Here is a 25248-nt window from a genome sequence, read left to right as displayed (position 1 = left end):
CGTCCGGTTCGGGGAGCTGGTGGCGGCGCGTGGGGGTGACCGGTGAGCGGGCCGTTCGATCGCGTTCGGCTGGGCGAGCTGGTGGCCGCGCGGGGGAGTGACCGGTGAGCGGGCCGTTCGATCGCGTCCGGTTCGGGGAGCTGGTGGCGGCGCGTGGGGGTGACCGGTGAGCGGGCCGTTCGATCGCGTTCGGCTGGGCGAGCTGGTGGCCGCGCGGGGGAGTGACCGGTGAGCGGGCCGTTCGATCGCGTTCGGCTGGGCGGGCTGGTGGCCGTGCGAGGGGAGCGACCGGTGAACCGGCGCAGCTCCGCGGGGTGTGCCCCGAACACGCCGACGACGCCACGCCCGGGACGGGAAGCGTGAGCACGCCCGGGACGGGACGCGTGAGCGAGCCGCTGGTGGGCCGGGACGAGCATCTGCGGGCGATCGCCGCCGGGCTGGGTTCGGGCCGATCCGTGCTGGTGCACGGCCCGCGTGGCACCGGCCGCTCGGCAGTGCTGGCCGAGGCCGCCCGCCGCCACGGCGGCCAGGTGCTGGCGGTCCGTGCCCTGCCCGGTGACGACCGGCTGCCCGGCGCGGGTCTGCACCGCCTGCTCACACCGCTGCGGCACCGTGCGGCCGAGTTGTCACCCCCGGCGGAGGCCGCCTTGGCCGACCTCTTCGGCGACGACCGGTCCGAGACGCCACCGGCGCCCTTGGCCGAAGCGGTCCGCCTGCTGTCCTACACGGCGGACGCCGATCAGCTGTGGGTCGTCGACGACCTGGACCGCCTGGACGAGACATCCCGCACCGTCCTCATCGGACTGCACCGGCCGATCCTGGCTTCGGCGACCGGCCCGGCCCCGGCGACCTCGATGATCCCCGTACGGCTCGGCCCACTCCGCCGGTCCGAATCCGCCCGGCTGCTGGCCGCCCGTCCCGGCCTGCGCGACCATCCGGGCGCCCGGCTCGTCGCCGCGCAGTCCCGGGGCAACCCGCTCGCCCTCACCGAGCTGGCCCGGCACCTGCCACCCGCGTCCGATCTGTCGCCGATCACCACCGAGCTGCCGGTCCCGCCCCGGCTGCGGCGGGCCCTCGCTCCGGCCGTCGACACCCTCGATCCCGTACGCCTCCGGGCCGCCCTTCTGGTCGCCTTCGCCCGCGAGACTCCCGGCCGGGCCGTCTCGGCCGCCCTCGATCAGCTGATCCCGCCCGGCGTGCCCCGTTTCCCGCACTCGGTGGAACGGGCGGCGGTCATCGACCGGGCCGGACCGGCCGACCGGCGGGCCGCCCGGCTCGACCTGGCCGCCCGGCTTCCCCGCGACGACCCGGCGCGGGCCTGGCACACCGCGCGGGCCGATCCGCGGCCCGACGAGACCGTCGCCGCCGTCCTCGACGCGGCCGGCGACCGGCTGTCCGCGGCCGGCCGGGTGCGGGCCGCGGCCTACGCCCTGGGCATGGCGGCGGCCCGCAGCCACGACCGGGCGACCGGGCGCCGCCGTTCGTTGCGGGCCGCACACAACGCGCACCTGGCCGGGGAGGACGGCTGGAGCGCCGCCTTCTCCGCGGGCCGGGCGTCCGGCCAGGTCCACTTGTTGCGGACCATGCGCGAGGCCTGGCTGCAGGGCGACCCGCACTCGCGGGAGGAGTTGCGCGAGGCTCTGCGGGACGGCTGCGCCGGCGGCTCCGAGCTGCTGACCGTGTGGGCGCGGGCGGTCGCCGACGACGAGGACCCGCACGGCGACGCTCATCGTCTGCTGCGCTCCGGCGACCGGGCGGGCCGCCACGAACCGATGCCGCCGGACGAGCGGGCGATGGCGCTCGGGACCATCGGCCTGGCCCGGCACGAGACCACCGAGGCCGTACGCCAATTGACCCGTGTGCTCGACCTGGCCGCGCCGGGCGGACCGCACCGGCCGCTGGCGCTGAACGCGCTGGCGTGGGCCCGTTTTGACCTCGGCGAGCTGGACGCGGCCCGGGCCGCCGCCGTCCAGGCGCTGGCCGAGCCCTCTCCCGACCGGCTCACGGCCGACGTGCGCGCGGGTTCGCTGTCCCTGCTCGCCGCCGTCGCCGCCCTGCGCAACGAACCCGGCCGCGACGACCGGCTGCGCGACGCCCGGGCGGTGCTTCAGACCTTTCGGCACGCCGCCTACGACGTCCGGCTCAACCGGGCCCAGGGCATGGCCGACGCCGTCGCCGGTCACCACGGCCTGGCCTTTCACCGGTTGCGCCACCAGTACGACGCCGTGGGCCGCCCGGTGCATCACCGCATCTCCGACCTCGGCCTGGCCGACCTGGCCCAGGTCGCCGTCGTGGTCGGCCGGCCGGACCAGGTCGCCCCGATCGTCGCCGATGCGGAGGCCCGGGTGCGGGCGCTGCGCTCGGTGCGGGTGACCGCGCTCTGGCACCGGGCCCGGGCGCTGCTGGCCGGCGCCGAACCGGCCGCCGAGGCGGACTACCGGCTGGCCCTGGCCGACCCGGGCGGCGACGCATGGCCGGTGGAGCGGGCGGGGGCCCGGATGGACTACGCGCAATGGCTCCGTCGCCGGCATCGCCCGACCGAGTCCCGGCCGCTGCTCACCGCGGCCCGGGACGCGTTCGGCGCTTCCGGCCTGACCGCCTGGGAGCGTCGCGCCGAGACCGAACTGGCGGCCGCCGCCCCGCCGCGCCGCCCCGGCGTGCCCGCCGAGGGGCTGACCCCGCAGCAGCGGGAGGCGGTGCGGATGGCCGCGCTCGGCCTGACCAACCAGCAGATCGCCGACCGGCTCGGCCTGTCCGCCCGCACGGTCGGCACCCATCTGAGTCGCGCCTACCCGGTGCTCGGGGTGACCCGCCGCTCACAGCTGAGCACGGTGCTCGACCGGCTCTGAGCAGGCGTGCAGTCATTCGACGGACGACACGCCCCGGGCGCCGCAGACACGATCGACTCGCAGTTTCCGCGAGCGAAGGAGTGTCCATGGGTTACCCCGAACCGGTGCTGGAGCCGGCGGCGGAGCAGTTCGCGCGGGACACAGCGAACCCTCCGTACCTGTTCGATCTGAGCATCGAGGACGGCCGCAAGACCGTCGACGGCGTGCAGTCCGGCGACGTGCCCCGGCCCGGCGCGACGGTCGAGGAACTGGAGATCCCGGGCGGGCCGTCCGGCACCGTCGGTGTCCGTATCGTGCGTCCGGCCGGCGCCCAGGGTGTGCTGCCGGTCGTCTTCTACATCCACGGCGCCGGCTGGGTGTTCGGCGACGCGCTCACCCATGACCGTCTCGTCCGCGAGCTGGCCACCCGGGCCGGCGCGGCGGTCGTCTTCCCCAACTACAGCCGGTCACCCGAGGTGCGCTACCCGGTCGCGATCGAGGAGTGCTACGCGGCGCTGGAGTGGGTCGCGGCCAAGGGCGGGGAGCACGATCTCGACGTCGAGCGGATCGCCGTCGCCGGTGACTCGGTGGGCGGCAACATGACCGCCGCGGTGACGCTGATGGCCAAGCAGCGCTCCGGCCCCGCGCTGACCGCCCAGGTGCTGTTCTACCCGGTCACCGACGCCAACTTCGACACCGACTCGTACCGGCAGTTCGCGACCGGCTACTGGCTGCGCCGCGACGCCATGCAGTGGTTCTGGGACCAGTACACGCCCGACCCGGCGGTCCGGGCCGAGATCACCGCCGCGCCGCTGCGGGCCACCACCGAGCAGCTGGCCGGGTTGCCGCCGGCGCTGGTGATCGTGGGCGAGGCCGATGTGCTGCGGGACGAGGGCGAGGCGTACGCGGCCAAGCTGCGCGCCGCCGGGGTGCCGGTGACCGCCGTGCGCTACCAGGGCATCGTCCACGACTTCGTGATGGTCGACGCCATGCGTGACACTCACGCCGCCCGGGCCGCCACCGCGCAGGCCGGCCGGTTCCTGCACGACGCGCTCATCGATGGAAAGGCCACGTCATGACCACTGTCGTCCTGGTGCACGGCGCTTTCGCCGACGCCGCCAGCTTCTCCGACGTCGTCTCCGAGCTGCTGGCCGACGGCATCGAGGTACGCGTTCCGGCGGTGCCCAACCGCAGCCTGCTCGGCGACGCCGCGTACATCTCGTCGGTGATCCGGCAGATCGAGGGTCCGGTGCTTCTGGTCGGCCACTCGTACGGGGGTGCCGTGATCACCGTGGCCGGCGCCGAGGAGAACGTGGCGGGCCTGGTCTACCTGGCCGGTTACGCCCTCGAGGAGGGCGAGAGCCTGGGACAGCTGCAGGGCGGTTTCCCCGACTCCGACCTCGCCGCCGCGCTGGTCTACACGAAGTTCCCGATCCCGGGCGCCGAGGACGGCACTGACGTCTCGGTCGACGTCGAGAAGTTCCCGGCGATCTTCGCGGCCGATGTCGACCCGGCCCGGGGCCGCGTGCTCGCCGTCTCGCAGCGCCCGCTGGCGGCGGCCGCCTTCGCCGAGGCCGCCCCGGTCGCGGCCTGGAAGACGAAGCCCGCCTGGGGCATCGTGTCGAGCTCGGACCACACCATCAACCCGGACGTGGAGCGCTTCGGCTATCAGCGCGCCGGCATCAAGGCGGTCGAGATCAACTCGTCCCACCTGGTGATGTTGTCGCACCCCCGCGAGGTGGCCGGCCTCATCCGCCAGGCCCTGGCCGAGATCGAACGGTAGTCAGGTCTCGATGTCGACGGCTACGTCGTGCAGCAGGCGGCGTAGCCAGACACCGGCCGGGTCGGCCGCCCGCCGCGGATGCCAGTGAGCGGCCTCGGTGATGTGCACCGTCTCCAGTGGTGTGCGCGCCACCACCAGGTCGAGCATGTCGAGGCAGCGCCGGGCCATCCGCTCCGGCACGAACGTGCACATGCCGGTTCCGGCCACCGCGAACGGCAACGTCAGCAGGCTCGTCACCTGCACCAGCACCGGCCGCCCGGTGACGCCGGCGGCCTCCAGCGCCACTTCGAGGGGGCGCTTGTGGTCGCCGGCCGACAGGAACTCGGCCACCGCGTGCGGCATCGCCCGCAGATCCTCCAGCCCCAGCCGGCCGTCGCGCAGGCGAGGATTGCCGCGCGCGACCAGGCAGACCAGGTCGTCGGTGAAGATGGCCTGGGTGCGCCCGGGCAGTTCGAAACCGAGCGGCACCACGATCAGGTCGCGCCGCATCAGCTGGGCCTCGAACTGCTCGCGTGAGGGCGGCACGCTGTCGAACGCCACCGAGCAGCCCGGCGCCCGCTCCCGCAGCAACCTCATCAGCGGCTCGGCCAGCACGGTCATCGCGTACTCGCTCATGCTGACGTCGAACCGCTTCTCGCTGGACGCCGGGTCGAAGTCGCGGGCGTTGCCCAGCAGCGCCTCGGCGGCTTCGACGGCGGCCGCCACCGCGGGCCGCAGCCGGGTGGCGAACGGGGTCAGCTCGTACTCGCGGCCGTTGCGGGTCAGCAGCTCGTCGCCGAAATGCTTGCGCAGCCGGGCCAGCGCGCCGCTCATCGCCGACTGGCTCATCGTCATGCGGGCGCCCGCGTGCGTGAGGTTGCGCTCCTCGAGCAGGGCGTGCAGCGAGAGGAGCAGGTTGGCATCCACGTCGCGCAGACCCTCGGCCACAACCACGATGCTAATCCTGGCCGGCGTGGGAGAGTGAGGAATGACCCTCGGTGGCACCGACCTGAACCTGTTGCTGTCGCTCAAGGTCCTGCTCGAGGAGGGCAACGTGACCCGGGCCGGGCAGCGGCTCGCGCTGGGCCAGCCCGCCATGAGCACCGCCCTGGCCCGGCTGCGCCGCAAGTTCAACGACGAGCTGCTGACCCGCAGCGGCCGGGAATACGAACTCACCCCGTTCGCGGCCGACCTGCTGCCCGAGGTGCAGCGTGCGGTGCGGCTGATGGGCCGGGCCCTGCGCGTCGAGGACGAGTTCGACCCGGCCACCAGCGAACGCACGTTCCGGCTGGCGATGAGCGACTACGCGATCGCGGTCATGCACGAGTCGCTGCTCACGCTCGTCAGCGAACTGGCCCCGGGCGTACGGCTGAGCGTCGAACCCCTCGGGCCCGACGCGCGCACCTCCGAGCGGGTGCTGCTGAACTACGACACCCTGATCGCCCCGCTCGGCTTCGGTTTCCCCGGCGAGTCCCGGCCGCTCTGGCGTGACCGCATGGTCTGCATGGCCGACGCCAGCCACCCCCGGCTGCGCGACGGCAAGCTCACCCTGACCGACCTGGCCGAGTTGCCGCACGCCGTCGCCGCATTCGGGCCGGGCATCCTCACCCCGGTCGACCGCGTGTTCGGCGAGCTCGGCATCGACCGGCGCATCGAGGTGGCGGTGGCCGGCTGGTTGCCGCTGCCGTTCGTGCTCGAGGGCACCGACCTGGTCGCCGTGCTGCCCGAGCGCCAGGCCCGCCTGCACACCCGTCAGGGCGGCCCGCTGGTGCAGGTCGAGCCGCCGTTCGGCCAGGTGATCCTGGCCGAGGGCTACTGGTTCAACCACGACCGGCTGGCCGACCCGGCGCATCAGTGGCTGTTCGCCACGCTCGACGCGGTCGGCGCGACGCTGTCGCCCGACAATCCCTGAGAGCCGATTTTCTCGTACGGATCCCAGCGCGCCCGCACCGCACGCAGCCGCTCGCGGATCTCCTCGGTCAGGAAACGCACCGGTCCGCGGTCCAGATCGCTGTCGCCCAGATACCGGCCGGCCGCCACCGGTTCGAGGTCGGCCATCGCGGCCCGCAGCCACTCGCGGTGCCGGGCATCTTCGGCCGGGTCCAGCCACGGCACGTAGCTCGCGAGGTAGATCTCCGACTGCACCGAGAACGCCATGTCGGGCAGCGGCCGCAGCGGCGCCATGCTGAACCAGATCGTGAACGCCTTGTCGTTGGGCAGCTCGGTGAACACCCGGCGCGCGGCCGGCAGCACGGCCGAGGGCGGGCCGCTCAGCCAGGCGTTGTCGACCTCCCAGCGGTGCCCCTCGGGGCTGTCGTGCCGTTGCCGCGCCCGCTGCTCGTCCATTGTGGTCGGCCCGGTGTCGACCACGAGCAGCGCGCGCTTCAGGGCCGGATTGTCCCGGAACGGCGCGAGGGCACCGGGATCGTCGAACGCGACCGCGGTGACCAGCAGGACCGGTTCGTCGGCGAGCGCGCGGTCGGTCTTGGTGAGGGCCACGATCTCGACGGTGTCGGCGACCGTGTGGTGCATGCCGTGCAGCCAGGTCATGACCTCGTCGAAGTCGTCGAGCCGGAACGCCTGCACGGTCTGGGTGAGCTGCCGTGGCTCGGGCATCGTGCGCAGGTGGAACCGGGTCACCACGCCCGGGAAGGCCAGTCCGGCCCCGCGTGCGGCCCAGAACAGGTCGCTGTTCTGCTCTTCCGAGGCGTGCACGAGCGCGCCGTCCGCAGTGACCACGTCGATCGCCGCGATGTGCTCGGCCGCCCAGCCCCAGCCCCGCGCGTTCCAGCCCTGCCCGCCCTGCAGCAGAAAGCCGCCCAGCCCGACGGTGGGGCAGTGCCCGCCCGGAAAGAAGCGGCCGTGGGCGGAGAGGAAGGGCGCGAGTTCACTACCACCCCGTACGGCCGGGGACACCGAGACGATGCCCGCGTCGTACGTCATCTCCCGCAGGCCGCCCAGGTCGATGAGCACGGCGTCGTCGCGCAGGGACCACTGCGCCCAGCTGTGCCCGCCCGAGCGGACGGTCACCGCCCAGCCGCGTTCGACGGCCAGCCGTACGCCGTCGGCCACGTCCCGTTCGCAGCCGGCGTGCACGATCGCGGCCGGCTGCCGTGGGCTGAGCCGCCGGTTGAAGATGCGGTCGACCCGCGCCTCCTCGAACCCCGGGTCCCCGCGATAGATGACGTTCACGCTGAATCTCCGGTGGCATGCCCTCCTGGCCCTACGACCGCTTCGCTCACTCCGGTGCAGTCGCTCATGCCGGTGCCGTCATCGCGTGCAGGGTCTGCCCCATGATGCGTCCCGGGTCGGCGCCCGGCGTCGCCGGGTGGATCTCCCACTCGGCCAGCTGCAGGCTGTTGTCGAGCACCATCCGCACCCGTGGGAAGCGCCGCTCCATGAACCCGGCCAGCGCCGCGTCCACGTCGTCGTCGCCGGTCACCATCTCGGCCAGCACCACCGCATCCTCCGCGCACATCGCCGCGCCCTGGGCGATCAGCGGCGGGCAGGCATGGGCGGCGTCACCGATCACGATGCTGCGGCCCCGGAACCACGGCGACGGCACGAGCACCGACTCGATGTGCTGGTAGTTGACCACCGCGTCGTCGTCGAGGCTGTCGCGGATCTCGCCCCACAGACCCCCGTACCCCTGGCCGTGTTCCTTGAGAACCTTGCCGTTGGGGTGCTCGCCCACGAACTCGGGCCCGAGATTGCCCTCGAGCAGGAACGCGTAACAGAGCTCGTCCGAGATCGGCGTGTAACCGGCCTTGTATCTGGGCCCACCGTAGTAGAGCTCCGAGCAGTCCATCGCGGCCGGGCGTCTCGCCACCACACGCCAGATGCCCATGCCGACCGTACGGGGTTCCGCCTCGATCCCGATCATCGAGCGCACCCGGGAGCGGATGCCGTCGGCCCCGACGATCAGGTCGAAGCTCTCCTCGGTGCCGTCCGAGAGCTTTGCCCGTACGGAACCCGGTCTGTCTTCAATGGACGTCACGGTGGTGCCCAGCCGGACGTCGACCCCGGACGCCCGCACCTCCTCGGAGAGCACGTCGGCCACGTCGGACCGCAGCGCGCCCATGGTCGGCGGCAGATCGGGGCCGCCCATCGGGGGAGTGGGGATCTCCATGAGCACCTGACCGTCGGCCCGGCGCATGCGCAGGTTGCCGAACGCGTACCCCCGCTCGGCGATCCGCTCGTAGACTCCGGCCGCCGCGAACGCGCGTAAGGCGTTGCCCTGCAACGTGATGCCGTGACCGGCCCCGCCCATCCGGTCGCGCAGTTCGGCCAGCACGACCGTGACGCCGCGCTTGGCCAGGGCGATGGCGAGGACACTGCCGGTGATGCCGCCGCCGACGACGAGCACACGGTTGACCGTCATGAGATCTCCTGTCGGGTGACGAACTGGGACGGGCGGGCGCCGGTGATCCAGCCGACGATGTGGTCGTTCTCGGTCTCGTCGAGGCGCACGTCGGCGACCTTCACGCCACGATTGAGGATCACGACCCGATCCGCGACCTCGTGGCAGAGCGGCAGATTGTGCGTCACGAGCACGATCGCGACGCCCTCGGCGGCCATCCGCCGGATCAGCGCCTCGACCTGCTTGGTCTGTTCATAGCCGAGGGCGGCGGTGGGCTCGTCGAGCAGCAGCACACCCTGCCCGGCCCCGGCGACCCGGATCGCGCTGCGGGCGAGCGCGACGACCTGCCGCTGCCCGCCCGAGAGCATCTCGACCGGACGGGTCATCGGCGCCGTCCGTACGCCCAACCGGTCGAGCTCGGCCTCGGAACGCCTGCGCATCGCCTTGTGGTCGACGAACCCGAGCCAGCCCAGGGGACCGCGGCGCAGGATCTCGCGGCCGATGTTCAGGTTGGTGGCGATGTCCTGGGCGTCGACCAGGGCGAGGTCCTGATAGACCATCTGCACGCCGGCCCGGGCGGCGTCGCTGGGCTCGTGGAGTTCGACCTTCCGGCCGTGCACCTCGACCGTGCCGCCGCTGGGCCGGTGCGCACCCGACATGATCTTGAGCAGGGTCGACTTGCCGGCGCCGTTGTCGCCGAGCAGCCCGACCACCTCGCCCGGCTGCACGTGGAAGTCGATGCCGGTGAGCGCGCGGACATAGCCGTAGTGCATGTCGATGCCGGTGAGTCGCAGAGCAGCGGTCATCATCACGCCTTCCCGGAATGCACGGACAGGTTCGCGGTGGCCATCAGCCGGTTGGAGACGCTGCGCTGAATGACCCGTTCCAGGCCGAGCGAGCCGAGCAGCAGCACCCCGGTCAGCACCGTGGCCCAGTAGGGCTGCACGCCGCGGATGGTCAGCCCGTTGGCGATGGTGGCCAAGATCAGGGCTCCCACGAGTACGCGGGGGAGCGAGCCCCGCCCGCCGGTCAGCGCCACCCCGGCCAGGGCGACGGCGGTCAGCGCGTTGAAGATGATGCCGGGGCTCGCCTCCGGGGTCGCCTCGGTCGTCACCGCCGTCGACACCAGCCCGCCCAGCGCCGCGCACAGCCCCGAGATGACGAACCCGAGCACGCGGTAGCGCTCGCTGTGGATGCCGGAGCGGCGGGCCGCCTCGGCGTTGCCGCCGACCGCCATCAGCCGGATCCCGTCCCGGGTGCGGGTGAGGAACAGGAAGCCGGCCAGGAACAGGACGGCCACGATGTAGACCGGCGCCGGCACCCCGACGTAGCGGTCGGTGCCCATGAACTGCAGGCTGCGCAGGCCCGGGAACGTGTATCCGCCGGCGATCACCGCGGCCAGGCCGGACAGCGCCGAGAGCGTGCCGATCGTGACGATGATCGGGTTGAAGCCGCGCAGCGCGATCAGGCCGTTGACAAGCCCGACGACCGCGCCCGCGAGCAGGCCCACGGTCAGCGACAGCCAGGTCGGCTGCCCGTGGGTCATCAGCCAGCCGACCACGCAGGCGGCGAACGCGGCCGTGCCCGGCAGCGACAGGTCGAGCACCCCGGTCATCACGCCGATGCCGACCCCGGCCGCGAAGATGGCGGTGATGGCGGCCGCGTTCGCCACCAGCATCGCGTTGTCGAGTGTCGCGAAGTAGGGCGCGCACCAGAACGAGAACGCCAGGATGATCGCGCCCCACAGGATGAAGATGCCGCGGTCGCGCGCGAACACCAGCAGGGTGACCGCCCGGGGCATGTCGCGCCCGGCGGGCACGGCGGCTTCGGTGGCGGGGACGGCGGCTGTCATGGCCACGACCTCAGCCCCCGGCCTTCATGACCTCTTGCGGCACGGTCATCTGCACCCCGGTCGCGGACGGGTCGCCCATCATCGTCACCAGCGCGTCGAACGACTGCTTCATGTCGGCGTCGAACTGCAGCACCACCGAGGCATAGATCCTGCCCTCCTTGACCAGGCCCAGCACCTCGTCGTTGCCGCCGGCCTCGGTCAGGCAGGTCAGCTTCTTGCCGGCCGCGTCGAACGCGCCGAGCGACCCCAGGGCGGCCTCGTCGTTGGCGCCCAGCACGGCGGTGACACCCGGGTGGCCCTGCAGCGCGCTGCTGACCCCGGTCTGCACGGCCTGCCGGTCGGTGGTCACCACGTCCTGCACGATCGTCGCGCCCGGCGCGGTGGCCTTGAGCGCGGCCAGCGCCGACGACTCGAGCTGCTCCTTGCCGGCCGTGCCGGGCTGGTTGATCAGGTGGAAGACCTCGGCCTTGCCGCCCAGTTTCTCGTTGACGCACTGGCCGAGTTCCTCGCCGATGGCCTTGCCCTGTGCCTCGTAGTCGATGGTCGAGAACGAGACCAGCGGCTCGAGCCCGGCCAGCCCGTAGTCCGTGGGCACGCCGTTGAGGATCAGCGGGATCTTCTTCTCCTGCGCGGTCTTCACCAGTGCCGAGAGCGAGGAGGGCTGCACCGCGATGACCCAGGCGCCGCCGACGCGGCCGGTCTCGATGACGCTCTGCAGCTCGGTCAGCTGCTTCTGCGGGTCCAGGTTGGGGTCCTGCACGATGACCTCGTAGCCCTGGCTCCTGCCGTATCCCTGCACGCCCTCGGAGAGGCCCTTCATCGCCGGGATCTTCAGGGCCAGCGGGGAGAAGGCGATGGCCTTGGTGCCGGCGCTCGCAGCGGCGGCGCTGCCGGTGGCCGGTCGGGTGTCACCCGAGCAGGCACTCAGGCCCAGGACAAAAACGGCGGGGATTATCAGGCGTTTCCGTTTCACGGCATCTCCTCGGGCGCTGAAAGGCGGGAGCATGTGTCGTCCGCCACAGGCAAGCACGACCGGCCACGAGCCGGAACCTCGTGATGCGCATGGCAGCCATCAGAGGAGAAACATGCCTGCAACCGTGATGCCAGGCATCTGTTCCGGCACTTTCTCGCATGCCCCCGGCCGCACTTAGCGTGAGGTTGCGTTCAGCCGAGCCCCGAGGAGCCCGCCATGGCCTACGTCGTCAGCGCCACCTGGACCGCCGAACCCGGCAAGGAGGACGTCGTGCTCGACGCGATCGAGAAACTGACACCGCCCTCGCGTCAGGAGCCGGGGAACCTCTACTACCAGGCGTACCAGGACCCGGCCGAGCCGAGCGTGTTCCGTCTCTTCGAGGTCTATACCGACGAGGAGGCGTACGCGGCCCACGGCGCTTCGGCCCACTTCGCCGAGTACGGCCACGGCCAGGCGATCCCGGTGCTCGCCCAGCGTGAGCGCGCCTTCTACACCACGATCGGCTGACCGCCGTGCAGCTCGCCGCGTTCCGCCTGGTCCACGACCCGGCCGGCCGCCGCCGCACCGGGCTGGTCGTCGGCGACCGGTCGCAGTGGTGGATCCACGAGTTTTCCGAGGGCACCGACCTGATCGGTCTGCTGGCCGCGGACGCCGCCACCCGTGAAGAAGCCGCGGACGCCGCCGCCCGCGCGGACGGCCTGAGCCCGTCCGACGTGGTGCTGCTGCCGCCGGTCTACCCGGTCGCCATGCGCGACTTCCTGACGTTCGAGGCGCACGTCGAGGGCGTCGGCAAGGGGATGCAGGGCGCCGCCGGGGTGCCGGCCGAGTGGTACGCCGCTCCCTCGTTCCTCTTCATGGCGCCGCACGCGGTCACCGGCCCGTACGAGGACGTCGCCATGCCCCCCGACACCGAGCGCCTCGACTTCGAGCTGGAGCTGGCCGCCGTGATCTGCCGGGACGTGCGCAACGTGACCCCGGCCGAGGCCGGCGCGGCCATCGGCGGCTATCTGGTCATGAACGACTGGTCGGCCCGCGACGTGCAGGGCCGCGAGATGAAGCTGGGCCTCGGCCCGTCCAAGGGCAAGGACTTCGCCACCACCATCGGCCCGTGGATCGTGACCGCCGACGAGCTGGACGACTGCCGCGACGCCGACGGCTTCCTCGACCTCGACATGTCGGTGCGGGTCAACGGCGTCCGGGTCGGCGGCGACCGCTCGGCCGGCATGGGCTGGTCGTTCGAGCACCTGGTCTCGTACGCGTCCCGGGCCTCCTGGGTCAAGGCGGGCGAGGTGCTGGCCTCCGGCACATGCGGCAGCGGCGCCCTGGCCGAGGCGTGGGGCCGCAGCGGCCGGCTCGCCCCACCACCCCTGCGGATCGGCGACGTGGTCGAGATGTCGATCGAACGGCTGGGCACCATCCGCAACCGCATCGTTGCCTCCGGCGAGACCGTCCCGCCGATAGTCCCCGCCCGCCGCCGCGTGCCCGAGGAGGTCCAGTCGATGGCCGGCCCCGAAGGCAACCTCATCGAGCTGCTGGACCGGCGGGCCGCTCGGACAAGGAGAGCACCATGAGCAACCGCAACGAGTTCGGCATCACCCACCTGCGCCACGTCGACCTGGCCGTCCCCGACTACGACACCCAGCGCAGCTTCTACAAGGACACCTGGGGACTCACCGAGACCGGCACCGACGGCGACCTGTCCTACCTGGCCACCGAGGGATCACCCGAGCAGTACGTGATCCGGCTGCGCAAGGCGGCGGAGAAGCGCCTCGACCTCATCTCGTTCGGCGCCGAGGACGACGCCGCGGTCGACGCTCTCGCGGCTCGGCTCGCTGCGGCCGGCGTCACGATCGTCGCCGCGCCCGACCAGCTGCAGACCGCGGGCGGCGGCTACGGTTTCCGCTTCTTCGACGTCGACGGCCGCACGATCGAGATCTCCAGCGGCGTGCAGACCCGCCGGCACCGTGCGGTCGAGGAGGGCGAGGCGATTCCCGTACGGATCTCCCACGCGGTCATGAACTCCGACGACATCAACCGGACGCGGGAGTTCTACGAGACCCACCTCGGGTTCAAGCTCACCGACAGCCTGTGGGGGCAGCACATGGGCGAGATGATGCACTTCATGCGGTGCAACGACTGGCACCACAGCCTCGCCCTCGCCAAGGGCCCGCACACCTCCGTGCACCACGTGTCGTTCGAGATGCGCGGCCTCGACGAGTACATGCGGGGGACCGGCCGGGTCATGCGGGCCGGCATCAGGAAGGTGTGGGGGCCGGGCCGCCACATGGCCGGCAACAACACGTTCTCGTACTTCCTCGACCCCAGCGGCAACACGATGGAGTACACGACCGAGCTGGAACGCCTCGAGACCGACCAGTGGCATCCCAGCGTCTACGACATCGCCGACCCGATGACCCAGGACCAGTGGGGCACGGCCGATCCGATGAGCGAGCTGATCGCCAAGGAGAGCTTCAACGACAAGGACCGCGGCGTTTTCGTCGCGCCACCGGTCTGATGGGTGTCCTCGGCGGCAAGGTCGTGGTGGTCACCGGCGGCGCCCGCGGGCAGGGCGCGGCCGAGGTGGCTGCGCTCGCCGAGGCCGGAGCCACGGTGGTCGCCACCGACGTGCTCGAACCGGTCGACGAGCGGAAGGACGTGACCTACCGGCAGTTGGACGTGTGCGACGCCGACGGCTGGCAGCGGCTCGCGGCCGAGCTTCCGGTGGTGCACGCGCTCATCAACAACGCCGGGGTGGCCGGCCGGGAACGGCTGCCGCACGTCGGCCTCGACACGTGGAACCGCACCTTCGCCGTCAACGTGACCGGGCCCCTGCTCGGCATCCAGGCGCTGGTTCCGGCCATGCCGCCGGGCTCGTCCATCATCAACGTCTGCTCGGTCGCCGCGCTCAGCGGGCACGTCGCCGCCGCGTACACGGCCAGCAAATGGGCCCTGCGCGGCCTCACCCGCACCGCCTCGCTCGAACTGGGCGCCCGCGGGATCCGCGTCAACGCCGTGCTGCCCGGCCTGATCGAGACACCCCTGATGGAGTCGGCATCGCCCGCCTTCCGCGCGGCCGCGCTGGCCGAGATTCCGTTGGGGCGCACGGGAACCGTCGCCGACATCGCGCCGCTGATGGTCTTCCTCGTCTCGGACGCGTCGGCCTACATGAGCGGCGCCGAGCTGGTGGTCGACGGCGGCCTCACCGGGCACGTCTCGCACAAGGGCATCGCCGACGCGATCGGGGGCCGCGCGTGAGGCTGGCGTCCTATCTGGATGGTGAGCGAGTAGCCGGTGCCGTCGTGCGCGACGACGGCCTGCATCCGTTGCCGGACAACCTCACCGTCGACGATCTGGTGGCGATGGGCCTCGAGCGGGCGCTCGAGATCCCACTGCGGCCGGTGGTCCTTCCGGTCGATTCGGTCACGCTTCTTTCCCCCGTACGGCCTACGTGCGTACGGGATTTCGTGACCTTCGAGTCGCATGTGGAGGGTGTGCGGCGCAGCGTGGACGGGACGGCCGGAGTGCCCGAGGCGTGGTACGACGCGCCGACGTTCTATTTCACCAACCCGCACACCGTGACCGGGCCGTTCGCGGAGATCCACCGGCCGTGGGGCAGCCAGGCCCTCGACTTCGAGCTGGAAGTGGCGTGTGTGCTCGGTTCCGGAGGCACGTCGCTGACCGAGGACGAGGCCGCGCGGGCCGTCTTCGGCTACACCATCCTCAACGACTGGTCGGCCCGTGATCTGCAGAGCCGCGAGATGCGGGTGGGGCTGGGCCCGGCCAAGGGCAAGGACTTCGCCACCTCGATCGGCCCGTGGCTGGTCACCGCGGACGAACTGGCCGACCGGCACGACGCCGACGGCTTCCTCGACCTCGCCTGCACGGTCACCGTGAACGGCGTGACCGTAGGCCGCGACCGGCTCAGCTCGATGGGCTGGCCGTTCCGCACGATGGTGGCGTACGCGTCCCGCGACTCCATCGTGCGCGCCGGAGATGTGCTCGCCTCGGGCACCACCGGGGGAGGCGGCTGCCTGGCCGAGCTGTGGGGCCGCCGTGGACGCCAGGAGCCACCGCCGCTCGAACCGGGCGACACCGTTGCGATCACCGTCGACCGGCTCGGCACCCTCACCAACACCGTCGTCGCGGGCGAACCGTTCCCGCCGCTCTCGCCCTTCCGAAAGTAGGCACCCGATGTTCGAGTACTTCCCCGGCAACTACATCTGGAACCTGGGCGTGGTGGCGACGCTCAACAGCGGCGGCACGATCGACGAGGTGGACCGGGCCTGCCGCCCGATCCGCGACCTCGCCGCTCAGGGTTCCGACGTGGGCACGAAGGACTTCATGGCGTCGTGGCAGCGCGTCGCCGACCAGCTGGAGGGGCAGGCGGCCGAGGCGGAAAAGGCCGGGCATTCCCGTACGGCGGGTCAGAAGTACCTGCGGGCCGCGGCCTACGTGGCCCAGGCCGAGCGCATGCAGAGCGCTTCGGCGCCCGGTCGCAAGGCCGTCTACCAGCACTGCCTCGACCTCATGCGGAAGTCGTTCGATCTGGTCGACCCGCTGACCACCCGGGTCGAGGTCCCGTTCGAGGGCACGACGCTGCCGGCCTACTTCACGAACGCCTCCCGCGACGGCCACCCCACCCCCACCGTGATCATGTGGAACGGCCTGGACTCGACCAAGGAGCACATGTACACCTCGGGCTGGCCCCTCGAAATGGCGGCGCGGGGCGTCTCGGTGCTGCAGGTCGACTGCCCCGGCAGCGGCGAGGCTTTGCGGCTGGGCGGTTTGACGGCCCGCGTGGAGACCGAGGACTGGGCCCGTGCCTGCGTCGACTACCTGGCGACCCGGCCCGATGTGGACGCCGAGCGGATCGGCCTGGTCGGGTGGTCGCTGGGTGGGTTCTACGTGCCGAGGGCGGCCGCCTTCGAGAAGCGCCTGAAGTTCGCCGTGGCGTGGGGCGCCAACCACAACTGGGGCCAGGTGCAGAAGCGCCGGCGTCAGCGCGAGGGCGAGAACCCGGTGCCGCACTACTGGGAACACGTGCTGTGGGTGTGGGGCGAACCCGACGTCGACACGTTCCTGAAAAACGCCGAACGGGTGACCCTGGACGGCGTGGTCGAACACATCACGTGCGCCTTCCTCATCACCCACGGCGAGAACGACCGCCAGATCCCGGTCGCCGACGCCTACCGCTCGTACGAGCAGGCCGTGAACAGCCCCCGTCGCGAGCTGCGCGTCTTCACCCCGGCCGAGGGCGCGACCGAACACATCGGCCTCGACCACCTCCCACACGTGGGCGCCTACACCGCCGACTGGATCGAAGACACCCTCCGGTGGCTCGGCCAGGACACGCCCGGCGCGTAGGCTCGCCATGTGGCCCCACGCGAGCCCGGCCCGATCCGCGCGGCACGCATGCTGCGAGCCGACCTCCGGCGCGCCCGCGAGGCCGCAGGCATAACTCAGGCCGAGGTCGCCCGCGCCATGGAGTGGTCACTGTCGAAGGTCATGCGGATCGAGAGCGGCGACGTCGGCATCAGCAACAACGACCTGCGACCGTTGGCCGCGCTGCTCGGCATCAACGGCGCGGCACAGCGCGAGCTGCTCCGGCGTAACGAGTCGTCGAAGACCCGGGGATGGTGGCACGACTTCCGAGGTGATCTCAGCCCGGCGTTTCTGGGTCTCATCGGGCTCGAATCCGAGGTCGACCAGTTGCGCGATTACGCCGCGGAGTATGTCCCTGGTCTGCTTCAGACCCGGAGTTATGCCGAGGCCCTGGTGACTGGCTACCGTGCCGACGCAACGAAGATGCCTGATCAAGGGCACGATCAGAGGCGCTTGGCTCTACGCATGCGGCGGCAGGCAAACCTGCTCGAACGAAGTGACCCCCCGGAGCTGAAGGTCGTGATCGACGAGTCGGTGCTCTACCGGCGGGTCGGCGGGGCGGAGACAATGGCGGCTCAGATGCGCCGTTTGGCTGAGCTTTCGCGACGCCCTTCCATCGAGATCTCGGTCCTGCCGTTCGAGGCCGGGTTGATCCGTTTCCACGCATTCACGATCGTCGGCAACGAACTCGTCTACGTCGAACGGATGACGAACGATCAGTCTCTCGAGGATCCCGCCAACCTCGCGCTCTTCAACCGGCAGTTCGAGGCTCTGGTGCAAACCGCACTCGACAGCGAACGCACCGGTCAGTTGTTGAATCGGGTCGCTGATCACTACGACCGGGGGCGGCAGCCGCGGCCCTGGCTGTGGGAGTGAGTCAGCCGGTCAGCGTCACCTTCTGGTCGGTCACGTTCAGCGTCTTGCGGTCGCGCAGGCTGCCCGACAACGCCAGCCGTCCGACTTTCAGCGAGTTCTCCAGGCTCTCCCACGCTTCCTCGTCCAGACCGGCCTGCCACAACCGCACGGTCGACCGCCACCACTGCGGGGCCGCAACCCCGGGCGGGGCCAGCGCACCCACCTCGATGCCGTCGTCGGAGAGCAGCACCGCGAGCAGCACCAAATTGGCCGTGTAGGCCGCGCACGCGTCGACCACGTCGGGTGGCATCGGGGCATAGGCGAGATGGCCGAACGCCCGCCGCCGGGCCTGGGTGAGCAACGTGCGGACGGCCACGAGCATCGCCGGGCGGCGCTCGGTAACCAGGCCGCGGGCGAACTCGATGATCGGGCGGCGCAGGGTCAGCGGCTGGTATGAGAGCAGGGCGCGCAGCGTGCTGTCGTCGGGGGCGTCGTGCGCGGACGGGTCCGAGCGGTAGAGCTCGCGCCGCCGGGCATAGCCGTCGAGCAGGATCAGCGCCCGCTCGGCGATCAGGAACTCGCCGAACGTGGCGTGCAGGAACTCGTACGTACGCCGGGCGTGGTCGGTGTGTTCGTCGGCCCGGGCCACGTGCACGAAGAAGAAGCCGGCCACGGTCTGGCGAGCCCGCCCGGTCGGCGACTCGAAACCGCCCGCCTCGTCGCGCCCGGCGAAGGAGCCGCGGCCGAGGAACACCTCCAGGTCTCGTTCCAGATCCTGGTCGCCGATGTGCTGGCGGCCGCGGTTGAACATCCCGAAGGCGGCGATGCTCAGCCGCCACCGGGAATCACTGAGCAGGCGCGGCAGGTCGTCCTCGCCCGGTGGGCGGTCGGGCTTGTCGGCCACCTGCCGGTGGATGAAGTTGTCGAGCAGCATGCGGTAGAGGGTCGCGCCCGACATCGCGCCGTTGTCGAGGCGGGCCGCGGTCGGATCGGCGTGATAGATGCCGAGCAGCGTGAGCAGCAACGGCTGCCGGGCCAGTTCGCCGTGGCGCCGCATCTCGTCGAGGCCGAGCGCCCGGAACCTCGGCGTGCGGGCGTTGGCCCGGTTCCAGGCCGCGAGCCACTGCCCGATCTGGTCGTCCGAGAACTCCTCCAGCTTGATCACCAGCGACCCGTCGGGCACCCGGGCCCGGTCGACCACGATGGTGCGCGAGGTCACGACCACCGCCACCGAGCGGTCCATCGCCAGCTCCTCGGCCTGGAAGCGGGCGGCCTCGGTCAGGTAGCTCGACTGGGTGGTCCCGGTCGCCTGGATGAGCTCGTCGAAGCCGTCCAGCACCACCACGCGGGTCACGTCGGCGCACTCCTCGGCCAGCTGCCCCCACGAGACCTGTTCGTGCAGGGTGTCGCGCAGCGCCGACTCGACCTGGGTGAGCAGCCGGTCGTCGGCGTTGACCCGGCGCAGCTGGACCGGGACGACCGCGAACCGTTCGCTGGGCAGCCGGGCCGCCAGGATCTCGCTCAGCAGCGACTTGCCGGCGCCGGGGTGGCCCAGCACGACCAGCGGCAGCCGGGCCGAGTCGGGGTGGGCCAGGCACGCGGCGAGGAACTTGTCGAGCCCGTCGCGGACCGGGCGCTCGCTCCACCACTGCTCCTGTGACATGGCCGCTGCGGATGGGCCGGACGCCACCGCGTACCGGAAACGGGGTGTCACGAAGCCCTCGGCGACGGTCGGCAGGCTCAGGCCGCCCGGCGGTTTGGACGAGCGCAGCAGGGGCTGGTCGAGCACGGCGGCCGCGGTCCGCGCGAGGTTGGCCCGGATAGTGCCCCGCCGGGGCCGTTCGACGCGCGCCCCGGCGGCGAGGATGTCGTGCAGCTGGCCCATCGCCTCGGACGCCCGGTCGAGCACTTCGAGCAGGCGGGCGTTGACCCGGCGCAGCTCGTCGCGGGTGGCGGCGTGCTCGCCGAGCGACGCCCACACGAAGAACTCGGGCACGTCGGCGCCGAGCCGCAGGTATGAGTCGCGGTAGAGCCGGCGCCAGCGCGCGACCACCGCCGGGATCACGTCGGCCGAGGCCACCCGGTTGTTCCAGGCCCGCAGGCCCTCGAAGAACGCGATCGCGCCGTCGGCCAGGTCGGCCATCCGCGGCGCGAGGCGGTCGTTCAGGTTCTCTTCGAAACCGGCGGTGGGCGAGGGCAGCGGGAGGTCGGATCCGGTGAGCTGGTCGATCCAGCCCGCCTGCGACACGATCTCGCCGCGGGACGTCGCCAGGCGCAGCTTCTCGGCGTCGGTGACCTCGAGCGCGTCGTAGACCGGGCCCAGCGTCTCGCGCAGCGCGTCGAAGAGGGCGGCGACCACGATCGTGGTGTGGGCGGCGGTGATCAGCTCGTGACGGTGGCGGCCCTGGGTGCCGCGCAGCCGCTCCAGCGCCGGCGCCACCAGGTCCCGTACGAGCCGCCCGGCCTCCTGCTTTCCGTCGACCAGCCCCAGAGCGGGTGGGTGGACGATCGCCCCGAGCAGGATGCCCGCGCCCGCCGCCCGGTCCAGGATCTCGATCGCGACCGGGGAGTGGCGGCCGAGGAGCGCGAGAGCACCCACATAGGTCAGTGGCGTGGCTTTGGCCATGCCGCGACCGTAGCGCCGTCGCGCCCGCGGCCGCTGAACCGCCGGGGGCGTCGCTATCGTGTGGGGTCTATGGATGACATGACCAGCATCGACGCGCCCGAGATCCGGGCCATGGGAGTGGCGGTCGGTGGTGTGGCCGACCGGCTGGAGCGCGTGGCCGAGCAGATGCGCGGCTGGGAGCACTCCGGCGAAGGAGCGGTCGAGGGGTCCCGGGTCTGCGAGAGCGAGCTGTTCGGCACGGCCCTGTTGTGGGAGACCACGATGGCGGGGCTGGCCGGGTTCGTGCGGGACTACGGCGATCAGCTGCGGCAGGCGGCCGGCGACTTCGTGACCACCGACGAGAACGCGGCCCACCGCTTCCAGTCGGCCGGAACCCCGGGAGCGTGACGTCGTGGCGATCACCCTGCGCGGACTGATGGACGCCGACATAGGGCAGCTGGAACAGACCGCCCGGCACTGGGAGCGGCTGGCCGAGGCGCTGGACGCCGCCGTCGAGGACCTCGGACGGGACACCCGCGAGCTGCCCAACCACTGGCCGGCCGGGCCCAGTTCGCAGGCCGCCCAGGCCCAGGTGGCCGACCTGCGGGTGCAGCTCGGCAACGGGAACGGCCAGTGCGTCAACGTCGCCTGGACCATCCGCAAGTTCGCGCTCACGCTGGAGGACAACCGGCGCTTCCTGCACGAGCTGGTGGCCGAGGCCGAGAGCGCCGGCCTGCGGATCGACCTCGAGGCGGGCACCATCACCGCCCGGCTCACGGTCGCCGCCGCCCAGTCCACCATCGACTCCTACGCGCAGCAGATCGGCGAGGTCCTGACCCGGGTCAACGAGGCCGACCAGCTGGCCACCGACCGCCTGGGCCAGCACCGCTACCGCGAGCAGTACGTGCCGGACACCGGTCGTCCCCAGTTCGACGAGGTCGGGATGCTGGCCCTGGCCAACATCACGCCCGAGAGCCAGGCCGGGTGGTGGCAGGCGCAGCACCCGCTCATGCAGGACAAGGCAATCGTCGAGCACCCGCAGATCATCGGGGCCGCCGTCGGGCTGCCGGCCAAGGACCGCGACTCCGCGAACCGGCTGCTGCTCCAGCGGGACAAGGAAGCCCTGCTGGCCGCGCGGGAGGGGCAGGAGCGGGCCCACGACGGGGCGATGAACCAGGCCCAGCTGAACATCGACCGCCGCCTGGCCGCGATCGACGACCTGGAACGCCGGGCCCGGGGGCAGCGGTTGCTGTCCTACACGCCGGGCGCCGAGGACCAGTCGGAGATGGTCAGGCGCTGAACCCGCCGGTCAGCCGGTCCACGCCGGTGACGACCGTGAACGAGTCGCCGCCGAGCGGGCGGGGGTCGGTGGTGTGGTTGAACTGGGCCGCGAACACGTACGAACCCGGGGCCAGTGTGCCGCCGGGCTTGAGCGTGAACCGGTAGACCAGGGCCTCCCGCTCGACCGTCACCGTCATCATGACCATCGCGGACGGGATCGACGTCCAGCGGCCGGTGTCGGCCACCCCCTCCGAGCGGGCGATGCTGATCGTCACGTCGAGCCGCGTGACCGGCTCCCCGGCGGCCACCGTGACCTGCTGCTGCGACCAGTTGGCGAAGGAGTGCGGGTCGCGCTTTCCCACGGCGGTGAGAGCCTTCCCTCGTACGGGGGAAGGGGTCGAGAACCTGGGCGTGGGCGCGGGCGAAGCGGCCACCGGAGGACCGTCGACCGGATCGGGCCGGTCGGCGAGACGCACCCCGGCCACGACCGCGACCACCGAGGCCACGGCCAGAGCGGCGGCCGCCGGGCGCAGAACCCGGTGGAACGTGCCCGCCGAGCGCCCGCCCGCCGACCGGCCCCTAGCGATCCGCTCCAGCATGGCCTCCCGGTCGGGGAAGTGACGCTCGGCCTCGTCGCGCAGCACACCACGCAGTTCACGGTCGTCCTGCGGCATGCGATCCCCTCTCCGAAACGAACGCGCTGAGCTGGGCCGCACCCCGCGAGGTCTGGCTCTTCACGGCACCCACCGAGATGCCGAGGATCGCGGCCACCTCCCGCTCCGGCACGTCGAACGCATACCGCAGCACCACACACTCGCGGCGGCGCGGGGGCAGCCGGCGCAGCGCGGCCCGCACGTCGAGCACCGTGGCCGGGTCGGACTCGCCGGGCGGGCGGCGGACCAGGTTCAACCCGAGCAGGCCGGCCCGCTCCCGGGCCCGCCGTTTGATCCACTGACGGGCCAGGTTGGCGACGATCCCCCGGGCGTACGCGAGGGGGTTGCCGGCCGCCGCCACCCGCTCCCAGTGACGCCACATCTCCACGAAGGCGTCCGCCGCCAGGTCGTCCGCCGCGTCCGGCTCCCCGGTGAGCAGGTACGCGAGGCGTGACAAGTCGGCGTGGTGCGCTTCGAAGAACCGCTGGAAGGCGTCGTCGGGATCGGTCACACGGTCCTTTCCGAAACAAGGGGCCGGCCTCACCTGTTAGTGATGTACGGACCCGGAAAGGTTGCTCGTTCAACGCGGGAATTTCCGGGCGACTAGCATCGTCAAGGTTTGGTCCTGAACATTTCTTCGAAGGAGATCACCGTGTCCGCACCCCGTACCCCCGCTGTGGCCGACCCTCTCGTCGTCCCGGCCGGGACTACGGCCGCCGACGCGGTGGCCGCAGCCGGCCTGCCGACGACGGGCCCCAAGGCGGTCGTGGTCGTCCGCGACGCCGGTGGGCGCCTGCGCGACCTCGACTGGCGTCCCGAGCTGGACACCGAGGCCACCCCGGTCGCGATCGACGAGCCCGACGGCCTCAACGTGCTGCGCCACTCGGCCGCGCACGTGCTGGCCCAGGCCGTGCAGGACGTCTTCCCCGAGGCCAAGCTGGGCATCGGCCCGCCCATCACCGACGGCTTCTACTACGACTTCGACGTGCCCAAGCCGTTCCAGCCCGAAGACCTGACGAAGCTCGAGAAGCGGATGCAGGAGATCGTCAAGGCCGGGCAGAGCTTCCGCCGCCGGGAATACAAGTCGCTCGACGAGGCCAAGGTCGAGCTGGCCGCCGAGCCGTACAAGCTGGAACTGGTCGACATCAAGGGTGACGTCGACGACGCCGAGCTGAGCGTGGTCGGCGCGGGCGACCTGACCCACTACGACAACCTCGACAAGGACGGCAAGCGCGTCTGGGGCGACCTGTGCCGCGGCCCCCACCTGCCGACGACCCGGCTCATCCCGGCGTTCAAGCTGATGCGCTCGGCCGCCGCCTACTGGCGTGGCTCCGAGAAGAACCCGCAGCTGCAGCGCATCTACGGCACCGCGTGGCCGTCGCGGGACGAGCTGAAGGCGTACCTGAACCGGCTGGCCGAGGCCGAGCGCCGCGACCACCGCAAGCTCGGCACCGAGCTCGACCTGTTCTCGTTCCCCGACGAGATCGGCTCCGGCCTGGTCGTGTTCCACCCCAAGGGCGGCATCATCAAGCGCGAGATGGAGGACTACGTCCGCGCCCGCCACATCGAGGAGGGTTTCCAGTACGTCGGCACGCCGCACATCAGCAAGGAGGGGCTGTTCCACACCTCCGGGCACCTGCCGTACTACAAGGACACCATGTTCCCGCCCATGGAGCTGGAGGGCGCGGACTACTACCTCAAGGCCATGAACTGCCCGATGCACAACCTGATCTTCAGGTCGCGCGGGCGGTCCTACCGTGAGCTGCCGCTGCGCTTCTTCGAGTTCGGCACGGTCTACCGCTACGAGAAGTCGGGCGTGGTGCACGGCCTGACCCGGGTGCGCGGCCTGACCCAGGACGACTCCCACTCGTACGTGACCGCCGAGCAGGCCCCGGGCGAGATCAAGCACCTGCTGCAGTTCGTCCGGTCGCTGCTCGACGACTTCGGCCTCGACGACTACTACCTGGAGCTGTCGACCCGCGACCCGAAGAGCGACAAGTTCATCGGTACGGACGAGCAGTGGGCCGTGGCGACCAAGGTGCTGGAGGACGCGGCCACCGAGTCCGGCCTCGAGCTGGTGCTCGACCCGGGCGGCGCGGCGTTCTACGGCCCCAAGATCAGCGTCCAGGCCAAGGACGCGATCGGCCGGACCTGGCAGATGTCGACCATCCAGTACGACTTCAACCAGCCGGCCCGCTTCGGGCTCGAGTTCCAGGCGGCCGACGGCACCCGGCAGGAACCGGTCATGATCCACTCGGCCAAGTTCGGGTCGATCGAGCGGTTCTTCGGTGTGCTGGTCGAGCACTATGCGGGCGCGTTCCCGGCCTGGCTGGCCCCGGTGCAGGTGGTGGGCATCCCGATCCGCGACGACCACGCCGCGTACCTGGAAGAGTTCGTCGCCAAGCTGCGGAAGGCCGGCGTGCGGGCCGAGGTCGACCACTCGTCGGACCGCATGCAGAAGAAGATCCGTACGGCCCAGCAGCAGAAGATCCCGTTCATGGCGATCGCCGGCGACGACGACGTCAACGGCGGCACGGTCAGCTTCCGCTACCGCGACGGGTCGCAGCGCAACGGCGTCTCGCTGGACGAGGCCGTGGCCCACGTCGCCGAGATCGTGAAGTCCCGGACGAGCGTGAGCCCCTCGGCAGCGTGACCGTTCCCGCCGTGCTCGGCCGTTCCCGCCGTGCTCGGCGGCGT

23 protein-coding genes are annotated in these 25248 nt (G+C 71.7%); 14 read left to right on the top strand and 9 right to left on the bottom strand.

The features are described 5' to 3' along the window. Positions 1-383: 383 nt before the first annotated feature. The 3 genes from JIG36_RS39740 to JIG36_RS39730 all read left to right on the top strand — a co-directional run bounded on the left by JIG36_RS39740 (position 384) and on the right by JIG36_RS39730 (position 4611). Positions 384-2849, top strand: coding sequence for a helix-turn-helix transcriptional regulator (locus JIG36_RS39740; protein ID WP_203381622.1), 2466 nt, complete (start codon positions 384-386; stop codon positions 2847-2849). A gap of 86 nt (positions 2850-2935) precedes the next feature. Then, positions 2936-3907: an alpha/beta hydrolase gene (locus tag JIG36_RS39735; RefSeq protein WP_203381621.1), complete on the top strand. Its 972-nt coding sequence runs from the start codon at positions 2936-2938 to the stop codon at positions 3905-3907. Next, positions 3904-4611, top strand: coding sequence for an alpha/beta hydrolase (locus tag JIG36_RS39730; protein ID WP_203381620.1), 708 nt, complete (start codon positions 3904-3906; stop codon positions 4609-4611). Before JIG36_RS39735 ends, JIG36_RS39730 begins: the two co-directional genes overlap by 4 nt. On the opposite strand, the gene JIG36_RS39725 is transcribed toward JIG36_RS39730, so the two are convergent. Continuing rightward, entirely contained in the window at positions 4612-5544 is a 933-nt protein-coding gene (locus JIG36_RS39725; protein WP_203381619.1) for a LysR family transcriptional regulator, read from the bottom strand. It abuts the gene before it with no gap. 34 nt (positions 5545-5578) lie between these two features. Between JIG36_RS39725 and JIG36_RS39720 the strand changes: the two genes are divergently transcribed. Further along, entirely contained in the window at positions 5579-6502 is a 924-nt protein-coding gene (locus JIG36_RS39720) for a LysR family transcriptional regulator (RefSeq protein ID WP_203381618.1), read from the top strand. Here JIG36_RS39720 and JIG36_RS39715 read toward each other — a convergent pair. The 5 genes from JIG36_RS39715 to JIG36_RS39695 all read right to left on the bottom strand — a co-directional run bounded on the left by JIG36_RS39715 (position 6442) and on the right by JIG36_RS39695 (position 11775). Next, positions 6442-7782 carry an FAD-binding oxidoreductase gene (locus tag JIG36_RS39715; protein ID WP_203381617.1) on the bottom strand — a complete coding sequence of 447 codons (1341 nt, stop codon included), beginning with the start codon at positions 7780-7782 and terminating at the stop codon, positions 6442-6444. The genes JIG36_RS39720 and JIG36_RS39715 overlap by 61 nt on opposite strands. Positions 7783-7846: 64 nt before the next feature. Further along, positions 7847-8971, bottom strand: a complete 1125-nt coding sequence (locus tag JIG36_RS39710; protein WP_203381616.1) for an FAD-dependent monooxygenase — start codon at positions 8969-8971, stop codon at positions 7847-7849. Further along, positions 8968-9759 (bottom strand): ATP-binding cassette domain-containing protein, encoded by a 792-nt coding sequence (locus JIG36_RS39705; protein ID WP_236049111.1) that lies wholly within the window; start codon positions 9757-9759, stop codon positions 8968-8970. The genes JIG36_RS39710 and JIG36_RS39705 overlap by 4 nt, the downstream gene beginning before the upstream one ends. Further along, positions 9759-10802 (bottom strand): ABC transporter permease, encoded by a 1044-nt coding sequence (locus JIG36_RS39700; RefSeq protein WP_203381614.1) that lies wholly within the window; start codon positions 10800-10802, stop codon positions 9759-9761. The genes JIG36_RS39705 and JIG36_RS39700 overlap by 1 nt, the downstream gene beginning before the upstream one ends. A 10-nt stretch (positions 10803-10812) precedes the next feature. Further along, entirely contained in the window at positions 10813-11775 is a 963-nt protein-coding gene (locus tag JIG36_RS39695; protein WP_203381613.1) for a sugar ABC transporter substrate-binding protein, read from the bottom strand. A gap of 216 nt (positions 11776-11991) precedes the next feature. Between JIG36_RS39695 and JIG36_RS39690 the strand changes: the two genes are divergently transcribed. The 7 genes from JIG36_RS39690 to JIG36_RS39660 are packed head-to-tail and all read left to right on the top strand — an operon-like array spanning position 11992 to position 18033. Then, entirely contained in the window at positions 11992-12282 is a 291-nt protein-coding gene (locus JIG36_RS39690) for a putative quinol monooxygenase (protein WP_203381612.1), read from the top strand. Positions 12283-12287: 5 nt separating this feature from the next. Beyond that, on the top strand, positions 12288-13346 hold the full coding sequence (locus tag JIG36_RS39685) for a fumarylacetoacetate hydrolase family protein (protein ID WP_307873095.1): 1059 nt from the start codon (positions 12288-12290) through the stop codon (positions 13344-13346). Continuing rightward, the gene (locus JIG36_RS39680; RefSeq protein ID WP_203381611.1) at positions 13343-14290 is read left to right on the top strand and encodes a VOC family protein; all 948 of its coding nucleotides are present in this window, start codon (positions 13343-13345) and stop codon (positions 14288-14290) included. The genes JIG36_RS39685 and JIG36_RS39680 overlap by 4 nt, the downstream gene beginning before the upstream one ends. Beyond that, positions 14290-15030, top strand: a complete 741-nt coding sequence (locus JIG36_RS39675) for an SDR family NAD(P)-dependent oxidoreductase (RefSeq protein ID WP_203381610.1) — start codon at positions 14290-14292, stop codon at positions 15028-15030. Before JIG36_RS39680 ends, JIG36_RS39675 begins: the two co-directional genes overlap by 1 nt. Then, complete coding sequence (locus tag JIG36_RS39670; RefSeq protein ID WP_307873094.1) at positions 15027-15959, top strand: fumarylacetoacetate hydrolase family protein; 933 nt, start codon at positions 15027-15029, stop codon at positions 15957-15959. Before JIG36_RS39675 ends, JIG36_RS39670 begins: the two co-directional genes overlap by 4 nt. A gap of 7 nt (positions 15960-15966) precedes the next feature. After that, positions 15967-17139 carry an alpha/beta hydrolase family protein gene (locus tag JIG36_RS39665; RefSeq protein ID WP_203381609.1) on the top strand — a complete coding sequence of 391 codons (1173 nt, stop codon included), beginning with the start codon at positions 15967-15969 and terminating at the stop codon, positions 17137-17139. A 9-nt stretch (positions 17140-17148) separates the two neighbouring features. Next, positions 17149-18033 (top strand): helix-turn-helix domain-containing protein, encoded by an 885-nt coding sequence (locus JIG36_RS39660; protein WP_203381608.1) that lies wholly within the window; start codon positions 17149-17151, stop codon positions 18031-18033. A gap of 1 nt (position 18034) precedes the next feature. Here JIG36_RS39660 and JIG36_RS39655 read toward each other — a convergent pair whose 3' ends face one another. Then, positions 18035-20638: an NACHT domain-containing protein gene (locus tag JIG36_RS39655; RefSeq protein WP_203381607.1), complete on the bottom strand. Its 2604-nt coding sequence runs from the start codon at positions 20636-20638 to the stop codon at positions 18035-18037. Between the two features lie 69 nt (positions 20639-20707). On the opposite strand from JIG36_RS39655, the gene JIG36_RS39650 reads away from it, so the two are divergent. Together JIG36_RS39650 and JIG36_RS39645 are read left to right on the top strand one after the other, a co-directional pair. Then, complete coding sequence (locus tag JIG36_RS39650; protein ID WP_203381606.1) at positions 20708-21025, top strand: hypothetical protein; 318 nt, start codon at positions 20708-20710, stop codon at positions 21023-21025. 4 nt (positions 21026-21029) lie between these two features. Then, positions 21030-21917, top strand: a complete 888-nt coding sequence (locus JIG36_RS39645) for a hypothetical protein (RefSeq protein ID WP_203381605.1) — start codon at positions 21030-21032, stop codon at positions 21915-21917. On the opposite strand, the gene JIG36_RS39640 is transcribed toward JIG36_RS39645, so the two are convergent. Together JIG36_RS39640 and JIG36_RS39635 are read right to left on the bottom strand one after the other, a co-directional pair. Beyond that, positions 21907-22572 carry a hypothetical protein gene (locus tag JIG36_RS39640; RefSeq protein WP_203381604.1) on the bottom strand — a complete coding sequence of 222 codons (666 nt, stop codon included), beginning with the start codon at positions 22570-22572 and terminating at the stop codon, positions 21907-21909. The two genes, JIG36_RS39645 and JIG36_RS39640, sit on opposite strands and share 11 nt — an antisense overlap. Then, on the bottom strand, positions 22553-23062 hold the full coding sequence (locus tag JIG36_RS39635; RefSeq protein WP_203381603.1) for a SigE family RNA polymerase sigma factor: 510 nt from the start codon (positions 23060-23062) through the stop codon (positions 22553-22555). The genes JIG36_RS39640 and JIG36_RS39635 overlap by 20 nt, the downstream gene beginning before the upstream one ends. Before the next feature lie 141 nt (positions 23063-23203). On the opposite strand from JIG36_RS39635, the gene thrS reads away from it, so the two are divergent. Then, a complete protein-coding gene (gene thrS / locus JIG36_RS39630; RefSeq protein ID WP_203381602.1) occupies positions 23204-25204 on the top strand; it encodes a threonine--tRNA ligase in 2001 nt (666 codons plus the stop codon). Positions 25205-25248 lie beyond the last annotated feature (44 nt).

The sequence above is a fragment of the Paractinoplanes ovalisporus genome (assembly GCF_016834655.1).
Taxonomy (GTDB): domain Bacteria; phylum Actinomycetota; class Actinomycetes; order Mycobacteriales; family Micromonosporaceae; genus Actinoplanes; species Actinoplanes ovalisporus.
The sequence above is the reverse complement of the archived record's forward strand: the minus strand, read 5'-3'. Positions and strand labels throughout refer to the sequence as shown.